Source organism: Corynebacterium fournieri (assembly GCF_030408775.1).
GTDB lineage: Bacteria > Actinomycetota > Actinomycetes > Mycobacteriales > Mycobacteriaceae > Corynebacterium > Corynebacterium fournieri.
In genome coordinates, this window is the sequence record NZ_CP047210.1 from 249,324 (window position 1) to 263,923 (window position 14,600).

Consider the following 14,600-nt stretch of genomic DNA (forward strand, 5'->3'; position numbering starts at 1 on the left):
AGGAGCACCATGGACCGCATCGCCGTCATCGGAGCGGGAAACATCGGGGAAGCGTTCATCTCCGGCCTCGTCGGCGCCGGGGTGGATCCTGCGAAGATCACCGCGACGAACAGGTCGGAATCCCGCGGTGCCGAGCTGGCGCAGCGCTACGGCGTGCGCACCACCACCAACAACCGGGAGGCGGTGCGCGATGTGGACGTGGTGCTCCTGTGCGTCAAACCCGCGCAGATCCTTGATGTCATCGCGCAGCTGGGCGAGGAGCTGACAGTCGCCGACACGTGCCCCGTGCTCGTCTCGATGGCCGCTGGCATCACCCTCGCCTCGATGGAGGAGGCGGTCTCTGCCGCCGGCACGCCGATCGTGCGCGTGATGCCCAACACCCCGATGCTCCAGGGCAAGGGTGTGCTGGCCGCCGCGTGCGGCAGGTTTGTTGATGAGGGGCAACGGGACGACGTCGTCAAGCTTTTGTCCACTGTGGGCCAGGTGTTCGAGATCGCCGAGTCCCAGATGGATGCCGTGACCGCCATCTCCGGCTCCGGCCCGGCCTACTTCTTCTTGGTGGCTGAGGCGCTGGTGGACGCTGGCGTCTCCCTCGGCCTGTCGCGCGAGCTGGCGGAGCAGCTGGCGTGTGCGACGGCTGCGGGCGCCGGTGTGATGCTCGAGGGCGAGGACAGTCCGGTTCAGCTGCGGGCGAAGGTGTCTTCGCCGGCGGGGACGACGGTGCGCGCGATCCGCGAGCTGGAGGAGTCTGGCATCCGCGGCGCGTTCTACCGCGCGACGGAGATCTGCGCGAAGCGTTCGGACGAGCTCGGCCAGTAGCCGCGGCCCGTCCGCCCTAATCACAACTTTCACAACCGTTTCTGTAGGTTGACTGCCTGCACTTTGAAAATTTTCTTCCACTTAAGTCGCACTCGACGCTCATTTCACGTTAGGGTGGTTCAAGCACGTGCGTGTTCGTCCTGCGGGAGGGGAAGCCTGCAGCGCGTTTGCGTGCCGAGAGGTATGAATTAGTGGTTAACGAAGATAAAGGAAAGTTCCTGACGGTCGCCGAGGTCGCGGAGATCATGCGCGTTTCCAAGATGACCGTTTACCGCCTCGTTCACTCCGGCGAGCTGCCCGCCGTCCGCGTGGGCCGCTCCTTCCGGGTCAACGAGTCGGCTGTAAGCGAGTACCTGGAGTCCTCCGTCTACGACGTGGGATAAGCTCCGGTCCCCGTTTACAGGGCAGCAAGGAAAGACACCCGCCGCCGCCGGTTTCCGGCGCGGCGGGTGTCTCGTTTCCGCGGAAGGCTTTTTGGCCCTGAAAAGCCCTGGCGGTATGCTTTGCATGTTCAGGTTGGCCACCACCTGTGGGAGTGTGCACCTTCCACGTGCCGCGGAAGCGGTTGCGCCGGCCACGTACGTACGTACTTCAAGCAGAAAAGAGGTAGCCCGATGGGTTCTGTCATCAAGAAGCGCCGCAAGCGCATGTCCAAGAAGAAGCACCGCAAGATGCTCCGCCGCACCCGCGTGCAGCGTCGTAAGCTCGGCAAGTAAGCCGAGTGTGGCCCGCCCCTGAGAGGGCGGGCTTTTTCGTGGGCGGTGATGCCTATCGACGTCCTCCGGTCCCCAAATGCTTACCCGAGGATGCTTACTTCGCAGGTGCGGAGCCGTATCGTGCCACAAGGCACTCGAGGGATAAGCATCCAGGAGTAAGCACCCTCGCCGAGGTGGCACGTAAACCGCTCACCGGCGCTTGCGCAGCCACCACCACGCGCCGGCACCGGCCAGCGCCGCCGGGACGACGCTGGCGCGGAGAACCCGCCGCACCGAGCGGTAGTCCCGGACCGCCCAGCCCTGCGCCTTGGCGTGCTTGCGCAGCGCCCGGTCCGGGTTTACGGCCACGGGGAAGCCGACCATCTCCAGCATGGGCAAGTCGTTGATGCTGTCGGAGTAGGCGGTGCACTTGGAAAGGTCGAGCTGCTGGAGCGCGGCAAGCGCCGCCACGGCGTGCTGCTTGCCGGGGCCGTGGAGGATGTCGCCGACGAGGCGGCCGGTGAACTTGCCGTCCTCCTCCTCCGCGACGGTGCCGAGCGCGCCGGTAAAGCCCAGCGTTTCCGCCAGCGCCTGGCCGATCTGGACCGGGGTGGCGGAGACCAGCCACACCTGCTGGCCGGCCGCCAAGTGCATGGAGGCCAACTCGATGGTGTCGGCGTAGGACTTCTCCAGCATCCGGTTGTCCACGATCTCGCGGCAGGCCTCCTTCAGCTGTGCCACGCTTTTGCCCTTGACGATCGCCAGCGCCTGTTCGCGGCCCTCGGCGATGTCCGCGGCGTTTTCGGAGCCGGACAGGCGGTAGCGCAGCTGCTTGCGCAGGGCGGGGGCGAGCTCGGACAGGGTGATGAAGCGCTTTCTAAACAGCCCCTGCGCCAGCAGGATGAGCGAGGAGCCCTGGATGAGCGTGTTGTCCACGTCGAAAAAGGCCGCGGCCTCGGTGTCCTGGGGGATCTCCGGGTCGGGCTGGGTGATCTTGTGGCGCCCGGCTGTGGCGAAGGCGCCGCCGACGGAGTCCACGCCCAGGGCGAAGTCGTCGATGTTGATGCCGAAGGTCTCTTCCACCGCGGCGGCTGCGGCGGCGCGGCCGGCGGTGCGCTGTGCGTCGTCGTCAAGCGGAGGCATCACGCGGTCCTCGAGGAAACGGCGCAGGTTGCCTTGGGACTGGGACCACTGCGCGAGGAGTTCGCGCTGATCAGACATGAGAAAAACGGCCCTTCCGGGTGGGGTATTACAGTGAGCTAATCGTACAACGCCGGTGCTTGAAGGAGGAGCGGGGATGAAAAAGGTCGAGCTGATGGTGAGGTCCACGTGCGGCTCGTGCGAACGGGTGGCGAGACAGATCGCGCCCGTGGTGGGCAACCACGGCGTGCAGCTGGCGCTCGTGGACGTGGACCAGGACGCCGACCTCGCTGCGGAATACGGCGACCGCGTGCCCGTTGTGGTCATCGACGGTGAGGAGTTTGCCTGCTGGGAAGTGGACAACGACGACCTGGACGCGGCGCTGTCCAACTAAAGGACTATCCTTTAGTTTGATTTTCAACGGACTGGAGGGTTTTGCGTGAGTGTTCTGCTTGTAGGGATGTCGCACAGGTCGGCGCCTGTGGCCCTGCTAGAACGGCTCAGCATGGACTCGGAGGTTCAGCACGGCGCGGCCAGCGCCCTGATTGCGCAGCCGTCGTTGTCTGAGGCGATGATCATCTCCACCTGCAACCGGCTGGAGGTCTACACCGTCACCAACGCGTTCCACTCTGGCGTGGAAGACGTGCTGCGCGTGCTGGGGGACGTATCCGGGGTGGATGTGGCTGAGCTGCGTAGCTACCTGTACGTGCGCTACGCGGATGCGGCGGCCGAGCATATCTTCACCGTCGCTTCCGGACTGGATTCGATGGTGGTGGGCGAGCAGCAGATCATCGGCCAAGTGCGCACCTCCTACGTCGATGCCGTCGAGCGCGGCACTGTCGGCCCGAACCTGCACTCGTTGGCGCAGGCGGCGCTGCACACCGGCAAGCGCGTGCACTCGGAGACGGGCATCGACGACTCCGGTGCGTCCATGGTCACCGTCGCGCTTGAGCGGGCGATGGAGCTGTTGCGTGTCGACGACCTCCGGGGCAAGCGTGCCCTCGTCCTCGGTGCCGGTGCCATGAGCTCGCTCGCCGCGACTCACCTGGGCAAAAACGGGATTGATTCGCTGATTCTGGCCAACCGCACCCGCGACCGCGCCGAGCGCCTGGCGCAGCATTCCCGTGAAGCTGGCGTGCCGGCGGACGTGGTCGACTTCGCCGACCGCGCCACCGTGCTGGGCCAGGTGGACCTGGTGGTCTCGGCCACCGCCTCCGACGAATTCACCATCACCGCGGACGACATCCCCGGCCCGCTCGTGCTGGCGGATCTGTCCCTGCCGCGCGACATCGACGACGCGGTGGCCGACATCGACGGCGTGGACCTGGTCAATATCGAGTCCCTGCACGAGACGATGCGCGGCAGCGACAACGAGGACTCCAGGGCGCTGCGCCGCGCCGAGGCGATCGTGGCCGAAGAGGTGGACACGTTCGGCTCCGAGCAGCGCGTGCGCGAGGTCGCCCCGGCGGTGACCCGGCTGCGCCGCAACGCCGCCGAGATTTCCGGGCAGGAGCTGCAGCGGCTGCGCACCCGCCTGCCGGAGATGTCCGAATCAGACTTCGACCAGGTCTCCCGCATGGTCAAGCGCGTGGTGGACAAACTGCTGCACGAGCCGACGGTGAAGATCAAGGAGCTGGCGGCGACAGCGCAGACGGTGAGCGTGGAAGAGGCGGTCAGCGAACTGTTCGGGCTGGAAACCCCGTCTGTGGCGGTGCAGGCGCAGCGCCTGCCGCTGCCTGAGGAACTCAACCCGCAACTGCACGGCAAGGAGAAGTAGATGTTCAGCATTGGCACCCGCGGATCCCACCTGGCCACCACCCAATCCGGCCACGTGCGCGACGCGCTGGCAGCACACGGCCACCCCGCCGAGCTGCAGATTGTCACCACCCCGGGCGACCTGTCCCAGGCGCCGGTCGAGCGCATCGGCGTAGGCGTGTTCACCTCCGCGCTGCGCGAGGCGCTGTTCAACGGCGAGGTGGACATTGCCGTGCATTCCTTCAAGGACCTGCCCACCGCGGACGAGCCGCGCGCCCACATGGTCATCCCAGTGCGCGAGGACAGCCGTGAGGCGCTCATCGCCCGCGACGGGCTCACCCTGGCCGAGCTGCCCGAAGGCGCGCGTGTGGGCACCTCCGCGCCGCGCCGGGTCTCCCAGCTCAAGGCGATGCGCCCCGACCTGGACATCCGCCCCCTGCGCGGCAACATCGAGCGCCGTATGAGCTACGTGGAAAATGGGGAGCTGGACGCGATCATCCTCGCCTATGCCGGCCTGGTGCGCGGCGGCTACGGCGACCGCGCGACCGAGGTCTTCGCTACGGACGTGTTCATGCCCGCGCCCGCACAGGGGGCGCTGTCCGTGGAATGCCGCGCGGACGATGCTGCTGCGCGCGAGGCGGTTGACAAGATTGTGGACGTCGCCGCCACCGCCGAATCCGCCGCTGAGCGTGCCGTGCTGGCCACCTTGGAGGCGGGCTGCACCGCGCCGGTTGCCGCCTCGGCCACCTTCGACGGACAGGGTGTGTCCCTGCGCGCCGGCGTGTTCGCCCTCGACGGCTCTCGCCAGCTGGTGGAGGAGGCCCAAGGCGCCGACCCGGTGGAGCTGGGCCGCAAGGTTGCGCAGGCGCTGCTGCAGCGCGGCGCCGCCGATCTGATGGATTAGCGGCCCGCGTCGCCGGTGCGCAAACCCCGCCGGCAACATGATGGTTTTGTTCTTAGGCAGAAGCCTTTTATGGTTGGAGATACCATACGTTCATTACCCTCCGTGCAATCGGGTAGGCAGGGCGGAATGCAGCCCTGACCCAGCCGCGCGGGGGCGGTTTATTTGTGCCTAGAAGAGATTTCTGAATGACAGAGCCCACTCACACCCCCCAGCCGGGGAAGGTGATTTTCGTCGGTGCAGGACCCGGCAACCCAGAGTTGCTCACTGTCCGCGCCCGCGAGGTGATGGAATCCAACTCTATCGCCCTTGTAGATCCGGAAGTGTCAACGGGGGTCCGCAACGTGGTTGCGGCGGCGCTGCCAGTGCCGAAAGCCAAGATGGACGCGGCCGACGCCTGTTACGAGCAAATGTGCGCGAAGGCGAAGGAAGCCGGTGCGCGGCGCAAGCCGCCCCGCCCGGAGGACCCGACCGCTGCGGAGTTGCAGGAGGTAGGGCTGGACGGCGGAACGATCGTCGCAAAGCTTGAGCAAGCGCTGCAAGAAGCCGCGGACGCGGTCGAGCGCGGCGAGGCTGGCGACGGCGACGTGATCCGGCTTGTGTGCGGCAACCCGCTCACCCGCGACACGGTGATGGACGAAATCTCCGCCGTTGCCGCCGCAGGGATGGAATTCCAAGTGGTACCGGGGATGTCGCTGCCGTCGACGGTGCCCTCGTTCGCCGGCATTGCGCTGGGCTCGACGTACACGGAGGCCGACCTGAACCACGGCAACGTGGACTGGGACCAGCTGGCCGCCGCGCCGCAGCCGCTGGTGTTCCAAGCCACCCAGGACAACCTGGCCGAGATGGTGGAGCAGCTCACGCAGCGCGGCTTCCAAAGCGCAACGCCGCTGACGGTGACCACGCGCGGCACGACCCGCCTGCAGCGCACCTTCGACGCGACGCTGGGCACCGTGGGCAAGCTGGACGCGGAACTGGAAGGGCCGCTGGTAGTCACGCTGGGCACCACGGCGGACGACCGTTCGAAGTACTCCTGGTGGGAAAACCGCCCGCTCTACGGCTGGCGCGTGCTCGTGCCCCGCGCGAAATCGCAGGCGGGGCCGATGAACGCCCGCCTGTCCCAGCACGGCGCGATCCCGCAGTCCGTGCCCACGATCTCCCTGGAGCCGCCGCGCAACCCGGCGCAGATGGACCGCGCGATCAAGGGCATTGTGGAGGGCCGCTACCAGTGGATCCTGTTCACCTCCGTCAACGCCGTCGACGCTGTGTGGTCCAAGTTCGAGCAGCTGGGTCTCGACGCGCGCTCGTTCGCGGGCGTGCACCTGGGCGCGGTGGGGCAGAAGACGGCCGACGCGTTGTTCGCCCGCGGCATGCAGGCGGAGTTGGTGCCGCACCGCACGAAGCAGAACGCGGCCGGGCTGGCGGAAGCCTTCCCGGAGTACGTCGAGGACATCGATCCGGTCTCCCGCGTACTGTTGCCGCGCGCTGACTTAGGCTCCGACGTGCTGGTCGACGGCCTGGTGGACAAGGGCTGGGAGGTCGACGATGTGGTGGCCTACCGCACGGTGCGCGCCGCCCCGCCGCCGCCGGAGACGCGCGACATGATCAAAACCGGCGGCTTCGACGCGGTGTGCTTTACCTCCCCGTCGACGGTGAAGAACCTGGTGGGCATCGCGGGCAAACCGCATTCGCGCACCATCATCGCCTGTATCGGCCCGGTCACCGCAGCCGAGGCGCGGGAGCAGGGCTTGCGTGTCGACGTCGTTCCGGAGGTCGCCGACATCCCCAACCTCGTCGACGCTCTGGCGGAGCACGTGGCTGGCCTGCGCGCCGCCGGGCAGCTGCCGCCGCCGCGCAAGAAGCGCCGCAAGTCCGCGGCTGCGAGCGCCGACAAGGCCGCCGCGAAATCGACGGGCAAGGACGAAGGTTCCGCGGCGGCAGCCGGATAGCTCTGGGGACAGCTGGACAGGGGCCGGGAAAGTGCGCTGGCTGGGTCGTGTCGGAGGTGCGTTCTAAGATGTGGCGCATGGCTGATTACGACTTGACTCGACGCCCCCGCCGTTTGCGGCAAACCCCCGCTATCCGCGACTTTGTCACGGAGACGCGCCTGCACCCGGCTGACTTCATCCTCCCGGTGTTCATCGCCGACGGCATCGACGCGCCGCGCGAGATCCCGTCCATGCCGGGCGTGTACCAGCACACCGAGGACTCCCTCGTGGAAATCTGCCGCGAGGCGCTCGACGCCGGGGTGAAATGCGTGGACCTGTTCGGCGTGCCGCGCGAGGAGGACAAAGACGCCACTGGCTCCGTCGCAGTGCGCGAAGACGGCGTGCTCAACCGTGCGATCGCGCTTTTGCGCAAGGAGTTCGGCGACGAACTGATCATCATGACGGACACCTGCCTGGACGAGTTCACCGACCACGGCCACTGCGGCGTCCTGGTCACCGACGCGCACGGGCGTGAGGTCGTGGACAACGACGCCACGGTGGACATCTACTGCGACATGGCCGTCGCACAGGCCCGCGCCGGCGCCCACATTGTCAGCCCCTCCGGCATGATGGACGGCCAGATCGCCGCCATCCGCGAGGCGCTGGACAACGCTGGCTACCAGGATGTGGCGATCATGGCCTACTCCGCCAAGTACGCCTCTAAGTTCTTCGGCCCGTTCCGCGACGCCGTCGGCTCCTCGCTCAAGGGCGACCGCCGCACTTACCAGCAGGACCCGGCCAACGTGCGCGAATCCCTGCTGGAGGCGGAGCTGGACGTCGCCGAAGGCGCGGACTTTGTCATGGTCAAGCCGGCGCTGCCGTACCTGGACGTGCTGGCCAAGATTGCGGAGGCGTCCCCGGTGCCGGTGGCGGCCTACCAGGTCTCCGGCGAGTACGCCATGCTGAACGCGGCCGGCCAGAACGGCTGGATCGACTACGAGGAGACGATGATGGAAGCGTTGATGTCCATCAAGCGCGCCGGCGCAGACCAGATTTTCACCTACTACGCCATCGAGGCAGCAAAGAGGCTCAATGGTTAGCTTGCCACCAATGACACCGGGGTCGCCGAGCAGGGTGGAACCGGAGGCCGTGGACAAGCGCAAAGGCTCCATGCCGGAAGCCGTGCGCTACATGCTCACCTGCTGGGCCGTGATGATCGGCGGCGAGGTCGTGCACCAGATCTTTGCGGTGGTGTCAAGCATCATCGACCCGTCGGCGCTGAAAGAGGTGGCTAAAGAGCGCGCCAAAAACGGCGACGGGGAAGTCTCGGACGCGCTGATGAACGCCAGCGTGTACGGCTCTATCTTCCTGATGGCCCTGTTGCAGCTGGGCGTGATCGTGCTGTTCGCGTTCGCGCTGCGCGCGGTGCGCAACCAGGCGAAGTGGGCGGAAAATGCCCGCCGGCTGCTGCAGATCTTCTCCGGCTTCTTCGCGCTGCGCATGCTCACGCTGTTCATGATGGCCCCGGCCTCGACGGCGGTGCCCATGGCGCTGTTCGGCGTGGACGGTGTGGTCCAAATTGTGCTCGGTGTTGCGGGCGTGATGGGCATCATCTATTCAGTGGACAAGGATGCCGTGGCGTGGACGAAGCCGAAATCAGGCAAGCCCGGCACTGGCGCCGCACATGAAGATGCGCCGGAGACAGAGGAGAAATAGCGGTGGCAGGGATGTTTCCGACCATGGTGTCGGACCCGAACGACAACAACCGGCGCTACACCGGTGAGGTCGGGCCGGACTGGCCGCGGCCGCTGAAAACCGGCTACTACCTCAGCCTGGCGGCGGCGGTGCTGATGCTGGTGATCGCGTTTGTGACCATGGCCAACGGGGTGCCGGACCGGTTGCCCGATGCATGGATGATCGAAGGTGCAGACCAGGAGCTGTTCGACCGTTTCGCATCCAACCTGCGCATCTTCACCTGGTCGAACATCGTCGTCGCGTTAGGGCTCGCGGCCGCTGCGGCGTACCTGCCGCGCGGGTCCAAAACCGCGCGCCGATTCGCGGCGTTGTTTATCGCCTGCGGGGTGTTCGTCAACGCCGCGGGCTTCTTCGTCGGCGTTGCCGGTTGGGCGTCGCTCGTCGTGGTGGTTCTTTTGGTCTTCACCCTGTTTTTCCTGTTCCGCCCCGACGCCAACGCGTTCGTGGATAAACGCAGCGGCGATGTGTGGGAAGGCGTGGAATGAGCAAGTACGAAGGCGAGGACTTAGAGACGCTGAGCACGACCGGGCGCGAAGGGGCCCAGCTGGCGGAGCTCGACGGGGAGGAACTCGAAGAGTGCATCGCGGCGGCGCGCGACGCCGCCCGGCAGGTCGGCATCGACCCCGCCACCGCGCGGCGCGACCTAGACGGCGAGCTGGTACGCCCCAACGCCTCCTACGCCTTCGAGCTCAGGGGGCTGGAAGACGGCCCGCAGCTGACCGAAATCGAGGATGCGCTCGAATCCCTCGAGGGCGTCTCCGCCCGCCTGGTGTATCCCACCCGCATGGCATGGGTGACGGCGCCGGCGGCCATGCCGCTGCCGGAGCTGATCAAAACCATCGAGGATTTCGGGGTGACAGCCGTGGTCACGGACTCCACCCTGCAGCGCCGCGCGCACGGCCGCTACTGGACGGAACACCCCATGCCGCGGCGTGCGAAGCACCACCGCAAAGAAGAGGCGGCGCACCTGCTCGCCCGCGCGCAGGGGTTCGTGCAGAACAAGACCCGCGCCCAGCGGCGCAGCGGCGACGTGCTGTTTACTGCCCGCGACCTGGTCACCCCGGCCAGGCTGTGGCTGGCGGTGCTGCTGACTATCCCGGTGCTGCTGCTGACGTACGTGCCCGCGCTGAACTTTCCCGGCTGGCAGTGGGTGGCTTTCGCGTTGACCACCCCGGTGGCGTTGTGGTGCGCCTCCCCGTTCCACCGCGCGATGGCCGGTGGCGTGCGGCGGGGCCTGTCCGCGCTGGACGGCGCGAGTTCGATTGCGATTTTGGCGTCCTACCTGTGGTCGTTCGCCACCTTGCTGTTCACGGACGCTGGCCGCATCGGCTATGAATCCACGGGCAACTGGGTGCCGTTGGATATCGGGGAGGGCCCGGAGCTCTACCTCGAGGTCGCCTGCACCGTGACCACCCTGCTGCTGCTCGGCCGCTTTTTCTCCGTGCGCGTGCGCACCAACCTGCTCGACGAGCTAGAGGCGCGCCGCCCCGGCGCGGACGCCCTCTACGAGGTCACCCACCGCAAGAAGGGCGGCGGCAGCGAGATGCTGCCGGCCACAGAGATCATGCGTGGCGACGACGTCTGCGTCCGCGCCGGCCAGGTCATCCCCGTCGACGGGGAAGTGGTGGGCGGTTCGGGCTCGACCGGCTGGGAGTTGGTGAACACCCGGGACAACCCGCAGCTGAAGGTGGGCAAACGCGTGGTGGCGGGCTCCGTGGTGCGCGAAGGCGACATCAAGGTTCGCGCCAGCCGTGTGGGGCACACCACCCTGCTCACCGCCGTGCAGCGGTGGCTGGAGGAGGCGTCGCGGCACCAGAACGCGGCGACGATGGTCTCCACCCGCTCCGCGAGCATGCTCATCCCGGCCGCGTACGCCATCGCGGTGCTGGACTTCGGTTTATGGCTGCTGTTTACCGGCAACATCAACACGGCCGCTTCCACCGCGCTGGCCATCCTGATCGTGGTGGCGCCGTTCAGTTTGGCCATTTCGCCGGCGCTGGCGATCCGCCAGGGAATCGAGGCGGCGGTGCGCAACGGTGTGCTCGTGCGCGACGGCAATGCGTTGCGCATTTTGTCCAAGGTGGACACGGTCGTGTTCAACCGCGTCGGCACCCTGGTGCTGCCCAAGATGAGCGTGGAAACCGTCACCGCCGCCGAGGGCGAAAGCAGCGAGCTGGTGGTGCGCATCGCCGGTGTGCTGTCCGCGGATTCGGACCACCCGGCGTCGCGGGCCATTGTCAAAGCTGCCCGCGAAGTGCGCGATGCCCGCTCCGGGGATCCGCGTCTGCCGAACTGGCTCGAGGTCAGCGAGGACGTGATCACCCCGGACGGCGAGTTCGGCGGCCGTGTGACTGCCACCTGGGGCACCGGCGATAACGCCCGCACGCAGACCCTGGACGCCTCCCTGTGGCGCCCGACCAACCTGTCGCAGCTGAAAGGCAAACTCTCCGTGGCGGCCACCACCGGCGGCACCCCGGTCGTGGTGCGCTGGGACGGCAAGGACCGCGGCGTGATCACCCTGTTCGACCCCGCCAAGGAGGACGCGATCCAGGCGGTGGACACCCTGGAATCCATGGGCGTGGAAACGGTGATGCTCTCCCGCGACACCTACCCGGTGGCCCGCCGGTTCGCGGACTTTTTGGGCATCTCCCAAGTGCTGGCCGGCATCCGCTCACAGCAGAAGCCCGCCGCGGTGCGCGCCCTGCACACCCAGGGCGGCATTGTGGCCATGGTGGGAGATTCCAGCGTGCTGCCGGTGCTGCGCGTGGCGGATTCCGGCATCCTCTACGCCGGGGAAGACCTCTACGGCACCAAGGCGCCAAATTGGAACAGCGTGTGCGACGTGGTGCTGGTGCGCAACGATGTCATGGCGGTGGCCCAGCTTGTAGAGCACGCCCGTCGCGTCAACGGCATCGCCGACCGCAACCTCTGGTTCGCGGGCATCTACAACGCGCTCGCCATCGTGCTCGCCGCCGCGGGAGTGCTCCCGCCGGTGGGTGCGACCCTGCTCATGCTGGGCAGTTCCCTGCTTGTGGAGTACAGCTCCCGCCGCGCCGGCAGGTTCCGGGTTCAGGGCCTTCGCCGGTAGGCTGAGGCACCATGACCAGACGCGATCTCACCAACGCACCCCTGCTCGAGGCGGCGTACGGCCGTGCCCCCTCGCGCACCCCGGTGTGGTTCATGCGCCAGGCCGGCCGCTCCCTGCCCGAGTACCGCAAAGTGCGCGAGGGCATCCCCATGCTGGATTCCTGCTTCATGCCGGAGCTGCTCGCGGAGATCACACTGCAGCCGGTGCGCCGCCACGACGTTGACGCGGCGATCCTGTTTTCGGACATCGTGGTGCCGCTCAAGGCCGCGGGCGTGGACGTGGAGATCGTCCCCGGGCGCGGGCCTGTGATGGCGGAGGCGGTGCGGACGCGAAGCGACGTCGACAAGCTGCCTCTGCTCGAGCACGAGGTGGCCGAAGTCGCCGAGGGCATCCGCATCATCTTGGATGAGCTGAGCGACACCCAGGCGCTGATCGGCTTTGTCGGCGCGCCGTTTACGCTGGCCAGCTACCTCATCGAGGGCGGGCCGAGCAAGAACCACGAAAAAACCAAGGCGATGATGCACGCCGAGCCGGAGACCTGGCACGCGCTGATGCGCCGGCTGGTGCCCACCATCATCGCGTTTTTGCGCACCCAGGTAGACGCCGGCATTGACGCGATGCAGCTGTTCGACTCCTGGGCGGGCTTTCTCACCGAAGCCGATTACCGCGAGTTCGTGCTGCCGTACTCCACCAAGATCCTGGAATCCGTGGCGGGCGAGATCCCGCGCATCCACTTCGGGGTGACCACCGGCGAGCTGCTCGGCGCCATGTCCGCAGCCGGCAGCGAAGTCATGGGCGTGGACTGGCGCGTGCCGCTGGATACCGCCGCTACCCGTTTCGCCTCCCCGCGCGTGCTGCAGGGCAACCTGGACCCGGCCATGCTGTTCGCGGGGGAGGACGTGGTGCGCGGCGAGGTGGCCCGCATCAAGGCGGAAGCCGCCCGCGCCATCGCCGCGGGGGACGCCACCGGCCACATCTTCAACCTCGGCCACGGCGTGCTGCCCACCACCGACGCAGACGCGATCACTGAGGCCGTGCGCATCATCCACGAGGAGAGCTAATGAATATTGCCATCATCGGTGCTGGTCTGGCGGGCCTGACCGCCGCGTTTGAGCTGCGCAAGCGCAACCCGGATGCGGACGTGAAGGTCGACGTGTACGAGGCCACCGACCGCATCGGCGGCAAACTGCACACCGTCGCCTTCGAAGCCGGCCCCACCGACATGGGCGCGGAGGCCTTCATGGCGCGCCGGAAGGACGCCGTTGACTTCTTCACCGAGCTCGGCCTGGCGGACTCCCTGGTGGAGCCGTCCGGCCTGCGCTCCCTGGTGTGGGTGGACGGCCAAGCGCGCGATCTGCCCACCGGCGGCGTGATGGGCATCCCGTCGTCCTCTGAAACGGTCAAGCACCTGGTCAGCGCGGAAACCGCAGAGCGCATCGACACCGAAGCCGAGCGCGCCGGGTTCGACTGGGAAGTAGGCGGCGACGTCAACGTGGGCCAGCTCGTGCGCGAGCGCTACGGCGACGAGGTGGTGGACAACATCGTGTCCTCCCTGCTCGGCGGGGTGTACTCCTGCACCGCCGACGACCTGGGCGTGCGCGCCACCATCCCGCAGCTGGCCGGGGAGTTCGACCGCCTCGCCGCCGACGGGCTCGTCCACCTGTCCACCGCCGTGGCCAACCTGGAGCGCTCCCGCCGGGAGATGCCCACCGGCCAAGGCGCGGTGTTCAAGACCTTCCGCGACGGCTACCAGGAGCTCTACGAAACGCTCGCGGAGAAATCCGGCGCCGACATCTACATCGACGCGTTCATCTCCTCCATCGAGCTCGAAGGCAGCGCCGACGCCCCCAAGTACCGGCTCAAGGGCGGCGAGGACACCGTCTACGACCACGTCATCCTCGCCGTGCCCGCCCCCACCGCAGCCCTGCTGTTGAAGTCGGTCGCTCCCGCCGCCTCCGAGCAGCTGAAAACCGTCAAGCTGGCCAACTCCGCCGTGGTGGGCATGCGCTTCGCCACCGACGAGGGCCTGCCCGAAAACTCCGGTGTGCTCGTGGCCACCGGCGCCGAGGACGTCCACGCCAAGGCGTTCACCTTCTCCTCCCGCAAGTGGCCCCACCTGGCCGAGCGCGGCGGGGCGCTCGTGCGCGCCAGCTTCGGCCGCTTCGGCGACACCGTCGCTTTCGCCACCACAGAGGACGACCTGGTGGATTGGGCCCTCGACGATCTGCACACCATCACCGGCTTCGACGGCCGCGCCGCCGGCCTGGAGGAAATCTACGTCCAGCGCTGGCTCGGCGGCCTGCCCCGCTTCGACGAAGGCCACCTCGCCACCGTCGCCCAGGTGCGCACTCTGCTTAACGACGAACCAAAGGCCGCCAACATCTCCATCACCGGTGCCTGGGCCGGAGGCGTCGGCGTGCCGGCAGTGATTGCGGATGCGCGGGCGGTAGCTGTAGACGTCGCAAAGCACACGCCCTAGCCCCACCCCCAACTGCCGTTGGGGGCGGAGGTGAATGTGC

At 67.5% G+C, this 14,600-nt stretch carries 14 protein-coding genes; 13 read left to right on the top strand and 1 reads right to left on the bottom strand.

What is annotated here, in order from left to right; translation table 11 throughout:
* Positions 1–9: 9 nt before the first annotated feature.
* From proC to CFOUR_RS01105, 3 genes are all read left to right on the top strand, one after another.
* A complete protein-coding gene (proC, locus tag CFOUR_RS01095) occupies positions 10–819 on the top strand; it encodes a pyrroline-5-carboxylate reductase (RefSeq protein WP_290179671.1) in 810 nt (269 codons plus the stop codon).
* Positions 820–1,010: 191 nt separating this feature from the next.
* On the top strand, positions 1,011–1,202 hold the full coding sequence (locus CFOUR_RS01100) for a helix-turn-helix domain-containing protein (protein WP_085956897.1): 192 nt from the start codon (positions 1,011–1,013) through the stop codon (positions 1,200–1,202).
* A gap of 231 nt (positions 1,203–1,433) precedes the next feature.
* Positions 1,434–1,535, top strand: a complete 102-nt coding sequence (locus CFOUR_RS01105; RefSeq protein ID WP_003855542.1) for a 30S ribosomal protein bS22 — start codon at positions 1,434–1,436, stop codon at positions 1,533–1,535.
* 189 nt (positions 1,536–1,724) lie between these two features.
* On the opposite strand, the gene CFOUR_RS01110 is transcribed toward CFOUR_RS01105, so the two are convergent.
* On the bottom strand, positions 1,725–2,735 hold the full coding sequence (locus tag CFOUR_RS01110) for an HAD family hydrolase (protein ID WP_290179672.1): 1,011 nt from the start codon (positions 2,733–2,735) through the stop codon (positions 1,725–1,727).
* A 76-nt stretch (positions 2,736–2,811) separates the two neighbouring features.
* Between CFOUR_RS01110 and CFOUR_RS01115 the strand changes: the two genes are divergently transcribed.
* The 10 genes from CFOUR_RS01115 to CFOUR_RS01160 all read left to right on the top strand — a co-directional run bounded on the left by CFOUR_RS01115 (position 2,812) and on the right by CFOUR_RS01160 (position 14,560).
* On the top strand, positions 2,812–3,048 hold the full coding sequence (locus tag CFOUR_RS01115) for a glutaredoxin family protein (RefSeq protein WP_085956895.1): 237 nt from the start codon (positions 2,812–2,814) through the stop codon (positions 3,046–3,048).
* A 66-nt stretch (positions 3,049–3,114) separates the two neighbouring features.
* Positions 3,115–4,431 (top strand): glutamyl-tRNA reductase, encoded by a 1,317-nt coding sequence (locus tag CFOUR_RS01120; RefSeq protein ID WP_230471747.1) that lies wholly within the window; start codon positions 3,115–3,117, stop codon positions 4,429–4,431.
* Positions 4,432–5,313 (top strand): hydroxymethylbilane synthase, encoded by an 882-nt coding sequence (gene hemC, locus CFOUR_RS01125; RefSeq protein WP_085956893.1) that lies wholly within the window; start codon positions 4,432–4,434, stop codon positions 5,311–5,313.
* A gap of 185 nt (positions 5,314–5,498) precedes the next feature.
* Complete coding sequence (locus tag CFOUR_RS01130; RefSeq protein ID WP_290179675.1) at positions 5,499–7,259, top strand: bifunctional uroporphyrinogen-III C-methyltransferase/uroporphyrinogen-III synthase; 1,761 nt, start codon at positions 5,499–5,501, stop codon at positions 7,257–7,259.
* A 77-nt stretch (positions 7,260–7,336) separates the two neighbouring features.
* On the top strand, positions 7,337–8,338 hold the full coding sequence (hemB, locus tag CFOUR_RS01135; protein WP_413540767.1) for a porphobilinogen synthase: 1,002 nt from the start codon (positions 7,337–7,339) through the stop codon (positions 8,336–8,338).
* A 10-nt stretch (positions 8,339–8,348) separates the two neighbouring features.
* Positions 8,349–8,954, top strand: coding sequence for a hypothetical protein (locus CFOUR_RS01140; protein WP_143338955.1), 606 nt, complete (start codon positions 8,349–8,351; stop codon positions 8,952–8,954).
* Between the two features lie 11 nt (positions 8,955–8,965).
* Positions 8,966–9,478 (top strand): hypothetical protein, encoded by a 513-nt coding sequence (locus CFOUR_RS01145; RefSeq protein ID WP_230471874.1) that lies wholly within the window; start codon positions 8,966–8,968, stop codon positions 9,476–9,478.
* Positions 9,475–12,081: a heavy metal translocating P-type ATPase gene (locus CFOUR_RS01150; protein WP_085956888.1), complete on the top strand. Its 2,607-nt coding sequence runs from the start codon at positions 9,475–9,477 to the stop codon at positions 12,079–12,081. Before CFOUR_RS01145 ends, CFOUR_RS01150 begins: the two co-directional genes overlap by 4 nt.
* 11 nt (positions 12,082–12,092) lie before the next feature.
* On the top strand, positions 12,093–13,142 hold the full coding sequence (hemE, locus tag CFOUR_RS01155; protein WP_085956887.1) for a uroporphyrinogen decarboxylase: 1,050 nt from the start codon (positions 12,093–12,095) through the stop codon (positions 13,140–13,142).
* Positions 13,142–14,560 carry a protoporphyrinogen oxidase gene (locus tag CFOUR_RS01160; RefSeq protein WP_085956886.1) on the top strand — a complete coding sequence of 473 codons (1,419 nt, stop codon included), beginning with the start codon at positions 13,142–13,144 and terminating at the stop codon, positions 14,558–14,560. The genes hemE and CFOUR_RS01160 overlap by 1 nt, the downstream gene beginning before the upstream one ends.
* The last annotated feature ends 40 nt before the right edge of the window (positions 14,561–14,600 follow it).

What these genes read in the sequence shown, in the direction of transcription:
- proC (WP_290179671.1), top strand. Translation starts at nt 10, where the DNA reads ATGGACCGCATCGCCGTCATCGGAGCGGGAAACATCGGGGAAGCGTTC.
- CFOUR_RS01105 (WP_003855542.1), top strand. Translation starts at nt 1,434, where the DNA reads ATGGGTTCTGTCATCAAGAAGCGCCGCAAGCGCATGTCCAAGAAGAAG.
- CFOUR_RS01110 (WP_290179672.1), bottom strand. Translation starts at nt 2,735, where the DNA reads ATGTCTGATCAGCGCGAACTCCTCGCGCAGTGGTCCCAGTCCCAAGGC.
- CFOUR_RS01115 (WP_085956895.1), top strand. Translation starts at nt 2,812, where the DNA reads ATGAAAAAGGTCGAGCTGATGGTGAGGTCCACGTGCGGCTCGTGCGAA.
- CFOUR_RS01120 (WP_230471747.1), top strand. Translation starts at nt 3,115, where the DNA reads ATGTCGCACAGGTCGGCGCCTGTGGCCCTGCTAGAACGGCTCAGCATG.
- hemC (WP_085956893.1), top strand. Translation starts at nt 4,432, where the DNA reads ATGTTCAGCATTGGCACCCGCGGATCCCACCTGGCCACCACCCAATCC.
- CFOUR_RS01130 (WP_290179675.1), top strand. Translation starts at nt 5,499, where the DNA reads ATGACAGAGCCCACTCACACCCCCCAGCCGGGGAAGGTGATTTTCGTC.
- hemB (WP_413540767.1), top strand. Translation starts at nt 7,337, where the DNA reads ATGGCTGATTACGACTTGACTCGACGCCCCCGCCGTTTGCGGCAAACC.
- CFOUR_RS01140 (WP_143338955.1), top strand. Translation starts at nt 8,349, where the DNA reads ATGACACCGGGGTCGCCGAGCAGGGTGGAACCGGAGGCCGTGGACAAG.
- CFOUR_RS01145 (WP_230471874.1), top strand. Translation starts at nt 8,966, where the DNA reads ATGTTTCCGACCATGGTGTCGGACCCGAACGACAACAACCGGCGCTAC.
- CFOUR_RS01150 (WP_085956888.1), top strand. Translation starts at nt 9,475, where the DNA reads ATGAGCAAGTACGAAGGCGAGGACTTAGAGACGCTGAGCACGACCGGG.
- hemE (WP_085956887.1), top strand. Translation starts at nt 12,093, where the DNA reads ATGACCAGACGCGATCTCACCAACGCACCCCTGCTCGAGGCGGCGTAC.
- CFOUR_RS01160 (WP_085956886.1), top strand. Translation starts at nt 13,142, where the DNA reads ATGAATATTGCCATCATCGGTGCTGGTCTGGCGGGCCTGACCGCCGCG.